Source organism: Shewanella sp. ALD9, assembly GCF_002836315.1.
GTDB lineage: Bacteria > Pseudomonadota > Gammaproteobacteria > Enterobacterales > Shewanellaceae > Shewanella.
Window position 1 is genome coordinate 730,109 of sequence record NZ_PJCD01000002.1, and the last position, 17,670, is coordinate 747,778.

The following is a 17,670-nucleotide window of genomic DNA, read 5'->3' on the forward strand; positions in this document are numbered from 1 at the left end:
TATTTTGTAGTTTTTACAAATTATTACTTTTTACTATGTAAAAGTTACTCATGAAAATAAAAATAACCATCAATAGTTGTTTCAGAATAATATGGGGGATTGTATCCAACTGGTAATAACAAAATATAACCAAACTAGAAATTAGATAGCTATTACTCGACTAATTTCTGGCTAGGTGATTTGGGGGATGCTTATATCAATCTAACACTTTAAAAAATAACTGCGAGCCTAGTAAACAAAAGCCTACCGAATAAGTCAGCTAAAATTTACAGCAGACTAAGCAATAAGCTTGAGGCCATGCATTTTTTACTCTACTAGTGATACCTCATTCTTATCTATCTGTAACGCAGATAATTTATCAAGTAGTGCTTCAATGTTTTTTCTTCCAGCACCTTCATTGGCTAATCTAAGCCTTTTTACCGCAACAAAGGCATCCTTAAATGTTGCTGTGTGCGGTGCAATGATGGTTTCGTCAAACACAATGGATTGGGTTGCCGAATCGGTCAGTAAATATTGAACATGAGTAGTAACTTCAAAATCTAACCCAAAAATAGGTTGATCCACTTTAAGCATATTCACAACCAGTTTATATCGACCATCATCAGACAATAATCCCTGTGCTTGCAGGCTTCCCCTGACAGCACCAGAAAAGGCTTCACTGCTAATTTCTGATGTCCACAGTGGATTTGTTTTTTGACCACCAGAGACATTTGATAACTCTATGTTGTCATTTAATACATCAAAGTAGGATTTTTGTTCACCCTGAAACGTCATATTTTTCATTTTTGCACCAGATGCGCATCCAGATAAATATATGGCCGCTACAAAAATTAAAGCCAATTTGAACAACTTCATCTATCACTCCGTTGAGTTAATAAGTTTATCTATGACAGCGTATTTGTGAAAAGAGTCAGAGTTTCGGTAAATACCCGGAACACATTTAACTGCGCAATAGTAACACGTGTTTAATTATTAATATTTTTAATAACTTACCAGCATACATTGGTTAAATCAATCCTCCTTACAACAGGAAAATAGATGAATTAATCCGTATATAAAAATATTGCCAAGTTCTCATTATTAGCGGTATCAATCATCCGCTTAATAATGAGTTGATTTGGTCGACTCTTTTAATTAACTCATTACTTGCAGTTACCAAGACAAGAGCGGGAATGTTTTTTCGTACCATTAGATAACCTATCTAACTCGCTAATGTTGTTGTGACATTACAACTCTTTTTAAGGAGTATTGTATGAGTCTTGCTGGTGAATCAACTCACTTTAATGCATCGATGTTCCTCGTCAGGCAAGTAAATTAAACCCATTTTTTGACGGGTTATTTGTTACCATTGCAGCTTTCATCCTAGGCTGTGAGGCATAGTAAGAATTGAAGACTTAAGCTATTGTCATTTAGAGTGGTCATCACAGCTTAATAAACGATCACGATATTATCCTCGTCGGAAGTGTCCCTATGCGGCTATATTTACAACTGAGTAATCAATATTAATTAGCACGATTGATGTGTGCTAGATAACGTTAAATTATTCAATAAACTGTATAATTGTGGTTAATTATTAATTGGTGGAAGATGACGTGCTAACAAAAATTCTAGTGACAATATTGGTAATCCTTGGCGCTATTGTCTACTTGCGCCGTGGACGAGGGCATAAAGTTAATCGCATCGCAGATATGGCAGATGCACAAAAATCACCCCTTCTTAGTCGAGTAATTATTTACACTATGATTGCGGTGTCGATGTTAGCCTCTGCAGGCTATTGGGGCTGGAGTTGGTATGACGATAATACCGTCGTTGAAGTTACAATTACATCACCTATTGAAGCGATGACAAACAGTTACAAGGTGCGTAAAAAAGATATTGAAGCTCAGCGGATTACCACAGTCGATGGGATTCAAATTCGGTTATCTAATCAAGAGAGATTAACGATTAAAACGACTAATTCACCTCAATGACACGAAATAAAAACGACTAAATTCTAGACCAAAATAGCACTGCCCAGTTCCCGCCTATTATCTTAATCTAGATCATTATGCTCATCACCTCGACTAGGATAACAAAACTAAGTACTGAAATTAAAGTGACCAGTTTAAACCACCTTATATCCCCACTCTCTTGTTAGGTCTTTTTAGTCGCCACACCACAGCTAATATACGATGCAAACTTTGGCACTCCCTTTATATAATCACTTTCAAACCAATCGATACTAAAGCCGCTGCTTTGTATATTGTCAATCATAGGTCTATTCAAATTACAGCCACCAAAAGCGTTACCCCATAAGCGATTTAAACGATGTTGCCATTTTTTAATTGAATCGTCAGGTGCTTCTCCATGCTCACAGAAAAATATTTTACCATCAGGCTTCAACACTCTATGTATTTGCTGCATAGCGGCACGCCAATCAGCAATAGTGCAAAGAGTATAAGTTAACACAACTGAGTCAACACATTGATCATCTAAAGGAATCTGTTCACTAGGGAGACTTAGCCATTCAACCTGAATAGGCGATTTCGCTAAATTTTTCCGCGCTTTTTTACGCATCCCAGGAGAAGGTTCAAGGCCCCATATCATATTAACGTTCATAGGATTATACAAAACCATATTAACAGCAGAGCCCATACCAATCTCTAAAACATTGCCATAAGCTAAAGGCACAACTTTCTGCCTAAGCTCCATGATGACACTTGAAGAACAAGCACAATTTATAATGTGTGGAAGAATGTTGTTTTCATAAAAACTCAAAGGTAAATCCTCTGTAATAATTAACATTTGCATTCCGAAAGCTCAATATAAACCATGGCTAACATCTGCAAGCATTGGGTGTTAATTTACGATTATGATTACAGCCTAATCTAACAGCCATCGTCTATTTGCTGTTTTATATGACTCTATATGTATCTATATTAGCAGTTTCGTCAATTTAACCTTAATCACGATCTTCATATGGTTGGCACTCCAAGCACTTTTGAGTGCCAATAGGCTGATTAATATTAAACAGCCAGTCATAAAGATAAGCATTAAAAGAGTCTTAAGCTCTTTCTTGGTCAGTAACATTAACGGATAACAGCGTATACCAATAGCAAGAGGGCCGGATGATAAAAGGCATCGCTAACTTTAGCCTAACCCGGCACTTTTCATTACAATAGGCTAAAGCACTTTACAGACTTTAGAGTAAACGATACATGGCCCAACCCAACAAGAAAGGTCCTTCGCGCACCGTCGATGTTTTCTGCGCTAAGTGTAAAGCACCATTGTTTAAGTATCGTAAGGGAGGTAAAGGCGCCTTAATCAAATGCTTTAAGGAGCGTATTGTCGAAGACAACACCAAGGTTCCTTGCACATGCCCTGAATGCAGCCAGATATTTGCCAGAGATACCTTAGTGAGAGGCGCACCAGCCTTTAAAATGGTGGGAGGCAAAGTTACCTTTAAATAATGACATCCTATAACGAGAAATGCAGGCCAAATAACTAAGGAAGCTAATAACTTGTTTAATAGGTACTTAGCAGCCCTAGTTTACGTTAATTATCTACACTTTATTGGCTAACGGTGCAAGTTGCTGTAAACAACGAGACTGTTCCATCCAACGATCTTCTAAAGGTATTTTGTTAATACACTTAATAGATGAATTAACGCGGCGCAAACGTTCTTCAGTCAAATTGACCTCACAACGATTAGCATAAGTCGATGGCCATGAGCCACCCGCTCCGGTCAGCGAACCAATTAATTCACATTCGTCAGATCTATAAGTACTCCAGGACAGTTGCTGTGCGGTTAAAGCCGAGATAACACGAGAGTCAGGCTGTTTTTCACCATCATAATTAGGGGCATCAGACAACAGAGCGATGAGCTCATCATGCTTTATTTTCAATTGAGCAGATGCCTTGTTCAAACTGTTAACTAATGTCAAACCAGTATGCATAGCGCTGCCTTCTGGCCAACACTCGGGACGATCGGTACAGTTTTCTAGCGCTTTATCTTTTTTAGCCTCTGTTTCAGGCCAAGCATTTAACGCCAACGCTCTAGATTGGTATTTATCTAAAATACAAACATCAGTCTCACATGCATTTCGTTGTGTTAACCAAGCACGCTGACCATTAATTAAATCATTAACATATTTAGCTTGGCTTTTAATATTGCTATAAAGCGTTGCTAACGCCTCATCTGCCTTTGAAATATCAGGGTTAGCACATATGTTCTTTTCTATCGCGCTTCTGGCCAGCGAGCAATCAAAACTGGCACCTTGCACTGAAAATACGGATATCAATCCTAAGATATAAATGATTTTTCTCAACTGAGTTCCTTGTTAATGTTTGACCAAAATTAAATCATGCTAGTTCGAAATAGCGTAGATTAAGTTCATTTGCTCAATTTTTCGTTTTTATTAAAAAAATAAAACCTGACATCACTATCTTTGAAAGCTGACTTCATTTTCAAAAAATTACCCATAGTAAAGACGTGAAGTCGTGAAGTTTACAGCAGACTTTCAACACCAAAAAAATCTAACGCCAACAGCAGGCTAACGCCAATAATCATAAAAACAACCAGACTTATCAAGCTGACAAAAAGTACTCGCCAGTTAGAATGAAAGTCTAAATCATCGTTATTGGAGATGACTTCTTTTGTAAATTGAAACTTTTCAACTAACAGTCTCGTAGAAATAATCGTGATTATAGGAATGATCATATTTGGAAAGTTTTCTGGCAAAAAAGGCAAAATTGAGATGAAAAAAGTAATAACCAAAGCACCATAGCGATTCGTTTTTTTAACGGCTTCATCATCATTCAAGACGACAAAGTTCTGTTTTATGAAAAAAACTGAAGCTATTGGCCCTCCTAAAAATGCGCCTAGACTAGCTTGAACGGGTGAGTAGACTTTGCTTCCTGACATATACAACTTCCTTGTTTGCTTTACGCTGTTTTAAGCGATGAATCATAACGTACTAAAATGTGGAACGAAATAGAACCTAAAGAATGAGTAACTTGGTTCGTTGAATACACCTAACAGGAGGCTTTGCCCCCCAACACTCGCGCACCATTGTGGTATAAAAGAATAACTATTTTTCCCAAACAAGTTTTAATCTATAAAGCTTAGCGAGACTGAGATTTAATCAGTAAAAAAGCTGTTTGTCTGCCATTTAAATACCACACTCCCGGTCCGTCAAAAATGGCATCTTCTTCTAGCATAATTCTGATTTCTTTTTTCCACGGCTCAATATAAACGGCATTGTTAAGCTCAATTGAATAGGCCGTATTGAGGTGTAATGGGTAGTCACCATCACCAGGAACCCCGTCTTGCGAATCCCACATTCCCAGTGTCGTACCTGCGGCATGGCCATGATAACCCAGCGGGTGAGTATAAATTGTGGGCGTTAATCCTTGTGAAATTGCACGTTCACGAGAGCGTTTTAATACTTGGTTACCAGTAAGACCTTCAGCAAATTGTCCGGTAAATACATCTTGTAGTTTATTGCCTGATAACAGCGCCTGTTGTAAATATTGTGGTGCTTCGCTTTCGCCTGGCTTGAGTACATAAGCATGCTGCTGCGTATCCGTATTTAAACGTAAATAGGTTATGCCAAAATCAACATGCAGTAGATCGCCCGGTAAAATAATTTGCTTATCATTGTCATGGGTAACACTCGACTCGCGCGCTAAGGCAACATCATCACTACGCTGAATTGATACACTTGGATGAAACCAAGTTTGTAACTTGAGCTCAACGATACGCTCTCGTAGCCACCAAACCACATCATCAGTCGTTGTTTCCCCAGGGATAATGACTTGGTTAGAGAATGCTTCAGCAATGATTGCATGAGCCAATTTTACGATATCTTTATAAACGGCAATTTCTTCAGGTATTCGTTGCTCCAACCATCCTACGGCGACGGGTTCAGCTGAAACTATTTTTGTTTTATATTTTTCGGGTAAATGCGCTAACAGATTTTCTTTATCTGTTGCGACTAGTCCATCGGCGTGAGCCCAATGTTTCGATTGATTAACACCTATGGTATTGGGTTGATAGCTTTCAATTAACTCATTAAGAGCCAACCATTGATTGGGTTGTTTTGATTTATCCCACGCTTTTTCGAAAACATTACCAACGTTATAAGGCGCGATTGCATAAGCATCAACACTGCCGTCACCTTTACGAGCAAATACCAGTATTGTTGTGCGGCGAGCAGATATCCATGTAGCAGGTAATAGCGTTTTAATAACAGGGTCTTCATTGTATTCACGACTAATGATTACCCACATATCGAGCTTATGTTCATTCATCAACTTGGGTAATAATAGCTCGACCCGCTTAGCCAGTATGCTGTCAATAAACTCAGCTCTGTCGCGCATAGGCAATATCTCAACTGCAACTGTGGCAGATGAACTTGCCGAAAAAGTTGCAACTATAACAATTGTTAAGTAAATCCAATGAATCAAGCGCAAAATAAACTCCTTTTATCTGCCATAAGGCGTAAAACAGATGTACGATTTTGATATTAATTTCACATCGTCCCACAACTGAAAAAATACGATGCCGTTATCACTCTTTAATATTTCGAATACCAACAAACCAAAACGAAAATACCACGGCTAATGAATAATATGTGACCATTAACGAAAACAAAATATCGGTCGTAATGATCGCCGTTATCGCACAAGGAATAACAACAGCTAATAATAATGAGCCCAACGACAGCACGTTATAACGCCAAAGCGCATACCAAACTAAGCTGCCATATGTCGCGGTAATAACATAAGCAACGCAAATGCCCCACAAACTGATAAATATTACATTAAAAATCGCATCAATTAAGTTTTGAACAGTAAATTGATTAACCAAGGCAATTAAAGCCCAAATAAGTGTTGCAGGCAGTACCGCAAGCGGAGCAATTAGCACGCCTCGCCAAAAGGCAATTTTAATAGCACTATTTTGCGTCATAAGTTTCTAACGTCCGACTTGCAATAAGTGCCCCAAGGGGCGCGAGTGGTTAACCAAGCGGATTAACCAAATTAATCAATCCATTTCTCGCTTATTGGTGGCGTTTAAGAGCTGTTTACACTTTGCTCTATGTACTTAATGTATTATCAATAGGACGTTGAACGGCATAATTAACACGTTTGGTTTTTAGTAAATATAATTGTGCTACTAATACATTTGGAACCCAGGCAACCCAAGAGATTGCAATGTAAGACGTTATAAAGTCTACATTAAATAACCACGGGAATGATGGTAGATACAATCTAAGGGTAATGGCTGAACAAGTTAAAGAGTAGTTTATTATCATCCAATAGCGATGTGCATTCACGTTACCTTTCTTGATTTGCACAAATGCCATACTTACAGTAAAAAGCCATAAAACAGCCATAGTACCAAAACCGAAATGAGCAACAATCCCCCCCATAGAATTGGTAGCTAAGTATAAACCAGCAGAACCGGAGAGTAATACAGCGGTAACATAGACCTTACCAAGAGCTCGGTGAAGTTTGATGCTTTTAGCTCTTAAGCGACTGTTTAACTGGAATGCACCAATAGTTAACGCTATTGAGCCTCCGACCATGTGCAGATACATTGCCAAAGGTGTTAATGAAAATTTTTCTTTTAAATATTCTGAGCCAACCCAATCAACAGTTACAAACAGAATGGCATAAATGCTAACACCAAGCGCTAAAAAATAGAAAATACCGTATCCACATTTTTTAAATACTTCCATATAAAACGAATCCTTTTTAAAAATCTAACGCGACACTCATAAGTGAACCCTGTGCTGGCTAGGACCCATATACGCTAGCATCGAACGCTATGACTTGTGCTTATAAGCTCCCATAATGCCAAATCCAATAGCGGCAACAAGTATAATAATATCTATGTAGTAAACAGGCTTTTGGGTAGAAAGCACAGTCCCTATCGTCGTTAGCACAAGGCTTGTGTTGGCATAAGTGTTACTTTTAATACTTTTTTCCATGTTTTAAATTCTCCATATTATGAATTGTGTAGATATATTTTATATGCATGCTGATGAGCCTGTAGAATGCCACCGCTAAAATTTAACAATACCATAACACCAACCGACTTTGGAGAGGGATTTAAATGAAACTGCTGTTTTTGTTGATTATTTATTGAACACGATTTGGGGGTGTGAGAAAAGATACAATCAGGAGTTTAGATAAATATTGCTATGATTTATTACTCATTCAGACCTTATTATTAATCGCCATCAACTTCACCAATAATATAAAACAAATTAGATGCGCGTATATGGCATGTAAGCTTACTTTTCTAGGTTATATTTAGAAGATGTGTTTTTGCATAGTGATTAATCACTACAGAATTTGGTAATGCCGCAAAAGATTCATTTTATTCACTATCACTTGCTATCACTGACTTGCTACGAGCTAAAAACAGCTTCGCTACACAAACCAATTCTGTCCGATATCAAATAGTAAGCTAGTGTCCATCAACACTCTTGGGTGGCCTATTGATTTTGGCCAAGTTTATAAATGCACTAATTAATAGACCGAATAATAGAAAGCGGAAAAGCCAAATGCTAACTCAATCAATAAATGAAACGTTAATGCAGGCCATAAACTGCGCGTCTTAATGGTTAAATAAGACAATAATGGCGAGGCAAAAATCATACCTATAGCTTCGTAAATCGGTTTTTTTATGTGGAATAATACTTCAAAGATGCAGACAATAACGGTCATTATCACAGCCGCCGCCGTCGGGTTGATTTTGTAATGCTGAGTTAAACAATATTGGCCACCACCCAATAAAAATCCTCGGTGAAGCACCTCCCAGCCAATGATAGTCGATACGGTAAAAATTAAAAAACGTTGAAACTTCCCTGCCTCTCTTAGCCCCTCTAAAGAACTGCCATGACGATAATGAGATAAATAATCTGCGGCAAAAAATTGTAGATAAACGAATAAACAAAGCAAAAGACCCAAAAACACAGCCATAAGTAGCAGGTTTTCACGATTAATTGTTGGTTTAGAGAAGTACAATTGTTTTAACGGTATGGCCAGCAATAAAATAAGAACAAATGGAAAGATTAATCGACTTATAATCCAATAACCTTTAACCCCTCCAGAAGCTAAAAAGTTATTGCTGACATACACACCAACAACCTGTGTCAGTAATATCACTATTAATAATATACAAAAAGGAGCCGCCATTTTAATGGTAAGGCTCTGATCTTGGTGTGGCATACTCATTCTTCCATTCAGGCTTTTTATAAGATTGGAGTGTAATTGAACCACCTTTCATATGTGAGATCGATTATTATCAGCAACACACATTATTTACAACTAATCTTGCTATCAAAATTTTGGTCTAACAAATAGCGTGCTTAATAAGCAGAAAATCAGTATAAAAATATGTGAATAACCCCATTCTCGGCGATGCTCAACGCTCTCACCTGTCGAATTATCAATCCCGCAAAGAAAAGCATTACGTACTAAACGCGAGCAACAGTGGCAACTTTCTATATACAGGGAAAAGGCGTGTCATTTAAGCTAACAATGGTTTGTTTTGGCCTGATCTGGCCATCTTTAATTACCCTTTTAAAAGGGTAATTAAAGCGTTTTTTCATTGTTAATTGCTAATTGTTTAGCCGACAACTTTGGCTGGTTATGTTAATTCGGGCGAAATCAAATATGATTACAATCCCGCACTCTTGTTACAGGTATCAACATTCTCTGGTGTGCAAACTGTGATAGGAGTGTAAATTGTTTTCTCATATTTTTGTTCTGTTACAATCTTATAAAGTGTCAAAATGGCTTGTCTTCCCATTTCATATGGGTTTTGACCAATATTGATATGAGCAAGTTGATCTTCCAGCATAGTTAATTGTTCAGAGGATGTATCAGTAATAATAATGATGACCTTGTTGTTATTAATTTTTGCCTGGTACGGGGCAATCATTTTACGGTAAAGTGCTTGATCATTTTGTGCCCAACCACCAACAGTAATAAAGGAGTCTGCTTTTACAGGTTTACCTTTCATTACAGACTCCATTTGATTAACAGATTGATCCAGCTGATCAAAATTAAAAAAAGGTTCTCTAACTTCAGTCCAGCCCGAGTCGTTATTAAGCAATTCGCCAGGAGGCGTATCGTATTTTTTCCCCGATAATGCGGAACGAACACCCATAAGTCTTAAATTCAGATTGGGAGAATCTGGTCGCCCAGATTGCATTATTAGCGTCCCCCCATTAGGCCGAAGTTTTTTTAACTCTTCACCTAATGATTTACCCAATTCAAAATTATCAGTGCCTATATAGGCTAGACGTATATTATTAGGGTCTTCGTTGATTGAAGCATCAAAATCAGAGTCATAGGTAATAATCGGTATGCCTGCTTCTTTAGCTCTCTTCAGGCTATTGTTAACGAGATATTTAGACTGTGTAACGGCTACCGCGATACCATCGACACCTTCATCAATCAATTGATTTATTACCTGATTTTGCATCCTAACATTACTTATATCTGGTCCTCGACATATGCATTTCACGCCTTTTATTTGAGCGGCGGCATCTATACAACCAGCTTTACTTTGCTCAAAAAAAACACTATTAAATTTAGGTACCACAGCAAGTTTCAATTCTTTTCCATAGACTGAAAATATGGGTATTAGACTAAAGACAATAAACAGTACAAGTGATCTCGCCATACCCCCTCCAGAAATAAATCAAAGCGCTACTTTACTTACAATAAAATATAGCAAAGGAATTCATTTAAAGATACGAGCTGAAACGGTATTACCGAACATATCAGTGTAGGCTAATCGATATTGTTGTGTTTTGAACTCCCCCATGCGTCAGGATAGCAACACCATATCAGTAACCAATTGGTTCTAATTTTTGAATGCCTGTCTTAATAATGAAGCGATGACTTCCCTCCCATCATAAAAAAATTCCACCCATCATTTAAATAAGTAACATATCTCGTTTTCATTGCTTTGGAGAGAGTTCTTTTTCCTTCGATTCACTGTGTGTCACATCCAATTAATGGGTATCTGTGTCGACACCACATTGATCCAACAACATTTAGAAAGGCATTAAAAAAAGCAGTTCAGAAAGCGACTATCACTAAACGCATTACCGCCCATACTTTTAGGCATTCTTTTGCGACAAACTTACTTAGGCGTGGGCACGACATTAGAACGGTACAGGAGCTATTAGGCCATACCGATGTAAAAACGACCCAAATTTATACTCATGTAGCTGGTTTACACCAAACCGGTGTACAAAGCCCAATGGATTATAATTAGCAGTAATAATTACTTAGTCCGAGGTCAAGCCTATTGAGTAAACCCCTGTTAAATATCGCCCACAAAAAAGGACTCTTGCGAGCCCTTTTATACTTAGATTGTGACAACTGGTTTGTGAGCGGTTTATCTATTGCAAGACTAGGCTATGCAAGACTTAGCTACGCAAACCAATTCCACGCGATATTAAATAGTAAGCCAGTGTCCATAAGCTGACACAAAAACCAACCATTATGGCAATCGATAACGGTACACTTAAGTCAGCAAAACCTAAAAAGCCATAGCGGAATACGTTGATCATATACACAACTGGGTTTAAGCCCGATACACCTTGCCAAAAAGGTGGCAATAACGATAACGAGTAAAATACCCCACCTAAGTAGGTTAATGGTGTGAGAATGAATGTTGGAATAATACTGATGTCGTCAAAGCTTTTGGCAAATACCGCATTAATTAACCCGCCAAGTGAAAATAACACAGAGGTTAAAAACATGGTTAGCACGACCAAGCCAACATGATGTAACGAGATATCAACAAACAACATCGCCACTGTGGTAACAATTAAACCAACACTTAGACCACGGGCGACGCCGCCACCGACGTAACCGGCTATCATCACGTAATGTGGCACTGGGGCCACCATGATTTCTTCAATGTTGCGTTGAAACTTGGCGCTGTAAAACGATGAGGCTACATTAGAATATGAGCTGGTTATCACCGACATCATGATTAAACCTGGCGCGATAAACTCCATGTAGGTAACGCCGCCCATTTCTCCGATACGGCTACCAACTAAATTACCAAAAATTAAAAAGTATAACGTCATGGTAATGGCTGGCGGCACCAGTGTTTGGATCCAAATACGGGTGAAGCGATTAATTTCTTTGGTTAAAATACTTTTAAAAGCCACAAAATACAGACTGTTCATTATTTTGACTCCTTGGCTTTTTCTACCAGCTCTACAAATAATTCTTCTAAGCGGTTAGCTTTGTTGCGCATCGACAATACTTCGATATTGGCTGCTGTTAACTGAGTAAATAATTCATTGATATTGTTCGATTTGGCCACATCGACTTCTAAGGTATGTGCGTCAGTTAAGCGGCAATTCATATTGGTGAGCATTGGTGCTACGTCGAGATCGTGTCGTAAATCGAAAATAAAGGTTTCAACATCTAGCTTACTCAATAATGCCTTCATGGTGGTGCATTCCACCAGCAAACCGGTATCGATAATACCAATGGTGCGACACAACATCTCAGCTTCTTCAAGGTAGTGGGTGGTTAAAATAATGGTCACACCTTGCTTGTTGATTTGCTTTAAAAATTCCCACATTGAACGGCGCAGTTCAATGTCGACCCCAGCTGTTGGCTCATCTAAAATCAATAATTTAGGTTCGTGCATTAACGCACGGGCAATCATTAAACGGCGTTTCATACCGCCAGACAGTTCGCGGGCTTGGGCGTGACGCTTTTGCCATAAATCAAGTTGGGTGAGGTACTTTTCAGCACGCTCTAATGCAACCGCTTTTGGTACCCCATAGTAACCTGCTTGGTTAACCACTATTTGTTGCACGGTTTCAAACTGGTTAAAGTTAAATTCTTGCGGCACTAACCCGATGCATAACTTGGCATGTTCGAGCTGCTTATCAATATCAAAACCAAATACCGACACTGTACCTGCGGTTTTCTGTACCAATGAGCTGATAATGCCGATGGTGGTAGATTTACCCGCACCATTAGGGCCAAGCAGGGCAAAAAAGTCACCTTGCTTTACCGTCAAACTGATCGACTTAACGGCTTCTACGCCACCTTTATAGGTTTTTTTAAGGTTTTCGATCACCAATGCATTGTTGGTGTTACTCATTGTCATACCTCTAATCCATGAATTGCGAATTAAACACTTTTTATTACGTGCTGCTTATGACGTAATGTAGATGAGAAAGACGCTGAAATATTCTGACGCCCAAAACAAAACTCCCGCCTGTGTAGCGGGAGTGTATACAAATCTCATTAATCTAATGGAACCACTTTAGCGATGTAAGGCAAGTTGCGATACTGCTCTGCGTAGTCGATACCGTAACCCACAATAAACTCGTCTGGGATGGTAATACCAATAAAGTCGACATAAACATCGACTTCACGGCGCTCTGGTTTATCTAATAATGTACAAAGCGCTAAGCTTTTTGGCTCACGGAGTAATAACATCTCGCGCACTTTGTTTAAGGTGTTACCTGAGTCGATTAAGTCTTCAACGATTAATACGTCACGGCCGGCGATGTCAGACTGTACATCTTTAAGCACTTTCACATCACGCGAGCTGTTCATGGTATTACCATAGCTTGATACTGACATAAAATCGATTTCAACATGGCCTTTGATACGGCGACACAAATCGGCCATAAACACGACAGAACCTTTTAATAAGCCAACCATTAATAAGCGTTCACTGTCGGCGTAATGAGCATTAATACGTTCTGCTAGCTGGTCTAGGGTTTTATTGATTTCTTGTTCTGAAATCATCATTTCAATGGTGTGCTTCATAAATCTCTCAATTGTCGATGTCGTGTGACTGAGTACGTCCGTATCCCCAGCGACTCGTTAAGTCGTGTTCAATGCCCAAATGATCAAGTATTCGGGAAACCATGAAGTTTACCAGATCTTCAACCGATTTGGGATTATGATAAAAGCCTGGGGCTGCTGGCATGATGGTCGCACCGTTGCGCGTAAGGCTTAACATATGTTCTAAGTGTATGGCACTAAACGGAGTTTCACGCGGAACAAGGATTAACTGCCCGCGCTCTTTTAATACTACGTCTGCTGCTCTTTCGAGCAAATTATTACTCATGCCTGTCGCGATAGCGGCTAATGTGCCAGTTGAGCACGGACAAACCACCATTTGCTTAGGCGCAGCACTGCCTGATGCTGGCGGCGAAAACCATTCATCTTTGCCTAATACGACTAGCTCACCTTTTAATGGCTCATCGGAATTATGCAGCTGTTCAATTAATTGCTCTTTGGCTTTTTGTGGATTTGCGCTCAGTTGCAAGCCATGTTCGGTGGCTAATACCACCCGCGCTGCACTGGATATCATTAAAAAAACTTGGAAATCGGCCGCTAACAAACATTCCAGCAGCTTAATGCCATAAGGAGCGCCAGATGCCCCCGTCCAGGCAAGACTAATTGCTTTAGCTTTTTTGGCGTAGGCCATGTTGTACCCTCTGTCGGCGAAAGCCTTACGCTAAAGCCTTAATAATTTTCTGGTGAATCCCATTAAAGCCACCATTACTCATGATGACCACGGTATCACCTTGGTTTGCTGTGGCGACGACAGTGCTAATAATATCTTCAATGTTGTTAAACACAGTCACAGGAATTGGCGCGTTAGCCATACTGGCATGAATGTCCCAACCAATATTATCCGCTTGATATAGATAACCTACATCGGCTAATGCCATCGAGTTGGCGAGAGTATCTTTATGTACTCCACTTTTCATGGTGTTTGAGCGCGGCTCTAGCACCACAATAATGTTGCCATTAGGATTGTCACTAGATGCAACTTTAGCCCGTAACCCTTGTAATGTAGTGGCTATAGCGGTTGGATGATGAGCAAAATCGTCATACACCGCCACACCGTTTACTGTGGCTAATAGCTCTAAACGACGCTTTGGTGGACTAAATTGTGCCAACGCCTCAATAGCATGACCTGGCGCTACGCCCACATGACGAGCAGCCGCTATTGCCATTATGGCATTTTCAATATTATGCTGACCTATTAATGCCCAGTTTAATACTCCTTGCGACTCGCCCTTAAACAGCACTTCAAATTCATGGCCATCGTCGGCAATAGTACGCGACTGCCAAGCACTTGGTTCACCTTGTTGAGCTGAATCGCTGGCTAAGCTTGTGGCTTTAGAATAAATTTCTTGCTCGCTCCAACAGCCCATATCAATCACTTGTTGTACGGCTTCAACGTCGCTAGGCCAAATCACTTTACCCTCGCCCGGCACTGTACGAATAACATGATTAAACTGGCGTTGGATCGCCGCTAAATCGGCAAAAATATCGGCATGATCAAATTCAAGGTTATTGATCACTAAAGTGCGAGGATGGTAATGAACAAACTTAGAGCGTTTATCAAAAAAGGCACTGTCGTATTCGTCGGCTTCGACAACAAAAAACACTGAGTTACCTAAACGTGCTGACACACCGAAATTTTGCGGTACGCCGCCAATTAAAAAACCCGGCTCGTAGCCGCAGTACTCTAAAACCCACGCAAGCATGCTTGAAGTAGAAGTTTTACCGTGTGTACCCGCTACCGCCAATACCCAACGGTCTTGCAAAATATATTCAGCCAAAAACTGCGGCCCAGAAGTGTATTTTATGCCGCGATTTAATACTGCTTCTACACACGGATTACCGCGGCTCATGGCGTTACCAATAACCACTAAGTCTGGTTGGTTGTCGCCTTCTTTGCCTAATTGAGCCGGATCAAACCCCTGGATTAGCTCAATACCTTGTTGCTCAAGCTGGGTGCTCATCGGCGGGTAAACGTTGGCATCGCTGCCGGTAACTTTGTGGCCCATTGCGCGGGCAAGTAGGGCTAAACCGCCCATAAAAGTGCCACAAATACCTAAAATGTGTACGTGCATACTCAACTCTAATTGGTCCGTAATATGGCGGTTATTCTAATCTATTGCGCCACAGAATGTCAGTTAACAATGATTGAAATTAATCTAGGGTATGTTGTTAATACAAAATAAAAAACAGCCCCATACTGAGCACGGTTGTGAGCAAGGTATTACGGGTGACGTAAGCCAGCACAGTGGCCACTAGCGCACAGGTTAAATAAGGATTATGCACACTAATAGCCAGCTGGCCTTCGGGCACAAATACGATAGGGGCTAATATGGCGGTTAATACCGCAGGTGCTGAATAGCTTAAAAACGTTAAGGTATTTTTACTTAACCGAATAGGCAATTTAGGTTCTAGCAGTAAGTGCCGACTAACAAATACCACTGCTGCCATTGATAAAATAATCAGCCAGGTCATGCGTTATCTTCCTTAGCGTTAGGAGTTGAATCGACATCGGTTGCCACTGCACTTCCTTCATTAGTCAGTTTGGCGTAGGTCATGCCTGCAGCCATACCCGATATAGCGGCAATTAACAGCCCTGCTTGGATCGCGAATACTGCGCACACCACAGCTAACGTAAGCGACACTAAAACGCACACTAATATTGACGGCTTCTTTACTGTCGGTACCACTATGGCAATAAAGGTGGCTGCAATGGCAAAGTCGAGCCCGAGTTCGCCTAGGTTGTCGATAGACTGCCCTGCGACAATGCCGAGCAAGGTAGCAATATTCCAGCCGACATAAAAAGTTAACCCGCCGCCCAAAGCGTACCAGCGATCAAACTGATGTTGGCCTGGTTTATCACCACTTTGAGTTTGATTAGCGATAGCAAAGAGTTCGTCGGTGAGTAAAAACCCTAGCCCTAAACGCCATTTAAGCGGCAACGGGCTAATATGAGTACGCATGGCCATGGCATACAATAAATGCCTTGAAGTAATTAGTAAGGTGGTTATCAGAATACTGCCGATACCAATACCGGCTTTTATCATGCCAAGCGCAACTAACTGGGCGCTGCCAGCAAAGATAATGGCCGACATTGCTTGGCTTTCAACGGCTGTAAGGCCAACTTCAAGGGCAAACGAGCCCGCTAAAATCCCCCAAGGGATCACCGCTATCGTTAGCGGCATAACGGCAAGCGCGCCAGCTAAAAATGATTTGGTTTTAGTGGTAGTGATACTGATAGATTCGGTTGCGCTCACATCATCTCCTTATGCTGCACTGATTACGCTAACGCGCTAAGTGACAAGAAGATTAGCTTAACGTGAATAAATGAATAAAGCCCCTGAAAACTGATCATTATGGAGAATTTTCAAACTATGCTGTGGGTTGAGATCTTGAGGGGCTTCATTATTATGTATAAAATCTATTAGTGAAATATAAAAAACAAAATGATACATTAACTTAATATCAATAGGCACAAACAATGATAACGTTAACCTTGTAAATTGTATAATCAACATTCTAATTTAATAAATTAGATATCAAAACCCCTCTTTCAAGATGCAAAAATGATATTTTACATCTTTAAAAATAAGCAATAACTAAATATTAAGAACTAAATGTTAATAACTAAATGTTAATAACTAAATGTTAATAACTAAATGTTAATAACTAAATGTTAATAACTAAATGTTAATAACTAAATGTTAATAACTAAATGTTAATAAATAAATACCAGTAAGCTAAACTCCCTATCCCTTACCCCTATTTTCTATTTCTATTTCTATTTCTATTTCTATTAAATATACAGGAATCATTATA

General features: G+C 39.6%; 19 protein-coding genes and 1 pseudogene. 3 read left to right on the plus strand and 17 right to left on the minus strand.

Translation table 11 applies throughout. The annotated features are described in order from the left end of the window. Positions 1-306: 306 nt before the first annotated feature. Positions 307-855: a hypothetical protein gene (locus CXF88_RS06600; RefSeq protein ID WP_174839625.1), complete on the minus strand. Its 549-nt coding sequence runs from the start codon at positions 853-855 to the stop codon at positions 307-309. 737 nt (positions 856-1,592) lie between these two features. Between CXF88_RS06600 and CXF88_RS06605 the strand changes: the two genes are divergently transcribed. Beyond that, positions 1,593-1,970 (plus strand): hypothetical protein, encoded by a 378-nt coding sequence (locus tag CXF88_RS06605; protein WP_101086110.1) that lies wholly within the window; start codon positions 1,593-1,595, stop codon positions 1,968-1,970. Positions 1,971-2,133: 163 nt separating this feature from the next. Here CXF88_RS06605 and CXF88_RS06610 read toward each other — a convergent pair whose 3' ends face one another. Next, positions 2,134-2,784: a class I SAM-dependent methyltransferase gene (locus CXF88_RS06610; RefSeq protein ID WP_242445107.1), complete on the minus strand. Its 651-nt coding sequence runs from the start codon at positions 2,782-2,784 to the stop codon at positions 2,134-2,136. 413 nt (positions 2,785-3,197) lie between these two features. On the opposite strand from CXF88_RS06610, the gene CXF88_RS06615 reads away from it, so the two are divergent. Next, positions 3,198-3,449 carry a hypothetical protein gene (locus tag CXF88_RS06615; protein ID WP_101086111.1) on the plus strand — a complete coding sequence of 84 codons (252 nt, stop codon included), beginning with the start codon at positions 3,198-3,200 and terminating at the stop codon, positions 3,447-3,449. 93 nt (positions 3,450-3,542) lie between these two features. On the opposite strand, the gene CXF88_RS06620 is transcribed toward CXF88_RS06615, so the two are convergent. From CXF88_RS06620 to CXF88_RS06655, 8 genes are all read right to left on the minus strand, one after another. Then, on the minus strand, positions 3,543-4,307 hold the full coding sequence (locus CXF88_RS06620; RefSeq protein ID WP_101086112.1) for a lysozyme inhibitor LprI family protein: 765 nt from the start codon (positions 4,305-4,307) through the stop codon (positions 3,543-3,545). Positions 4,308-4,486: 179 nt separating this feature from the next. Then, positions 4,487-4,903, minus strand: a complete 417-nt coding sequence (locus tag CXF88_RS06625; RefSeq protein ID WP_101086113.1) for a hypothetical protein — start codon at positions 4,901-4,903, stop codon at positions 4,487-4,489. A gap of 200 nt (positions 4,904-5,103) precedes the next feature. Next, entirely contained in the window at positions 5,104-6,423 is a 1,320-nt protein-coding gene (locus CXF88_RS06630) for a M24 family metallopeptidase (protein ID WP_242445121.1), read from the minus strand. A 127-nt stretch (positions 6,424-6,550) separates the two neighbouring features. After that, positions 6,551-6,949, minus strand: coding sequence for a hypothetical protein (locus CXF88_RS06635; protein ID WP_101086114.1), 399 nt, complete (start codon positions 6,947-6,949; stop codon positions 6,551-6,553). 127 nt (positions 6,950-7,076) lie between these two features. Continuing rightward, positions 7,077-7,721, minus strand: coding sequence for a DUF2306 domain-containing protein (locus tag CXF88_RS06640; RefSeq protein WP_101086115.1), 645 nt, complete (start codon positions 7,719-7,721; stop codon positions 7,077-7,079). Positions 7,722-7,808: 87 nt separating this feature from the next. Next, positions 7,809-7,973, minus strand: coding sequence for a hypothetical protein (locus tag CXF88_RS21905; protein WP_157822778.1), 165 nt, complete (start codon positions 7,971-7,973; stop codon positions 7,809-7,811). A 544-nt stretch (positions 7,974-8,517) separates the two neighbouring features. Next, positions 8,518-9,219 (minus strand): CPBP family glutamic-type intramembrane protease, encoded by a 702-nt coding sequence (locus CXF88_RS06645; RefSeq protein WP_157822779.1) that lies wholly within the window; start codon positions 9,217-9,219, stop codon positions 8,518-8,520. A 451-nt stretch (positions 9,220-9,670) separates the two neighbouring features. After that, positions 9,671-10,681: a substrate-binding domain-containing protein gene (locus CXF88_RS06655; protein WP_101086117.1), complete on the minus strand. Its 1,011-nt coding sequence runs from the start codon at positions 10,679-10,681 to the stop codon at positions 9,671-9,673. Between the two features lie 327 nt (positions 10,682-11,008). Between CXF88_RS06655 and CXF88_RS06660 the strand changes: the two are divergent. Continuing rightward, positions 11,009-11,281 (plus strand): annotated as a pseudogene (locus CXF88_RS06660) (tyrosine-type recombinase/integrase); the annotation flags it as partial. 154 nt (positions 11,282-11,435) lie between these two features. Here the strand turns inward: CXF88_RS06660 and CXF88_RS06665 are convergent. The 7 genes from CXF88_RS06665 to CXF88_RS06695 form a co-directional block, all read right to left on the minus strand. After that, a complete protein-coding gene (locus tag CXF88_RS06665) occupies positions 11,436-12,206 on the minus strand; it encodes an ABC transporter permease (RefSeq protein ID WP_101086119.1) in 771 nt (256 codons plus the stop codon). Continuing rightward, positions 12,206-13,141, minus strand: coding sequence for an ABC transporter ATP-binding protein (locus CXF88_RS06670; protein WP_101086323.1), 936 nt, complete (start codon positions 13,139-13,141; stop codon positions 12,206-12,208). The genes CXF88_RS06665 and CXF88_RS06670 overlap by 1 nt, the downstream gene beginning before the upstream one ends. 146 nt (positions 13,142-13,287) lie before the next feature. Further along, complete coding sequence (hpt, locus tag CXF88_RS06675; protein WP_011638672.1) at positions 13,288-13,818, minus strand: hypoxanthine phosphoribosyltransferase; 531 nt, start codon at positions 13,816-13,818, stop codon at positions 13,288-13,290. Positions 13,819-13,825: 7 nt separating this feature from the next. Then, a complete protein-coding gene (locus CXF88_RS06680) occupies positions 13,826-14,485 on the minus strand; it encodes a flavin prenyltransferase UbiX (protein ID WP_101086120.1) in 660 nt (219 codons plus the stop codon). 25 nt (positions 14,486-14,510) lie between these two features. Further along, positions 14,511-15,926 carry a UDP-N-acetylmuramate:L-alanyl-gamma-D-glutamyl-meso-diaminopimelate ligase gene (mpl, locus tag CXF88_RS06685; RefSeq protein WP_101086121.1) on the minus strand — a complete coding sequence of 472 codons (1,416 nt, stop codon included), beginning with the start codon at positions 15,924-15,926 and terminating at the stop codon, positions 14,511-14,513. Positions 15,927-16,023: 97 nt separating this feature from the next. Then, positions 16,024-16,326 carry an AzlD domain-containing protein gene (locus tag CXF88_RS06690; protein ID WP_059746143.1) on the minus strand — a complete coding sequence of 101 codons (303 nt, stop codon included), beginning with the start codon at positions 16,324-16,326 and terminating at the stop codon, positions 16,024-16,026. Continuing rightward, positions 16,323-17,108, minus strand: a complete 786-nt coding sequence (locus tag CXF88_RS06695) for an AzlC family ABC transporter permease (protein WP_101086122.1) — start codon at positions 17,106-17,108, stop codon at positions 16,323-16,325. Before CXF88_RS06695 ends, CXF88_RS06690 begins: the two co-directional genes overlap by 4 nt. Positions 17,109-17,670 lie beyond the last annotated feature (562 nt).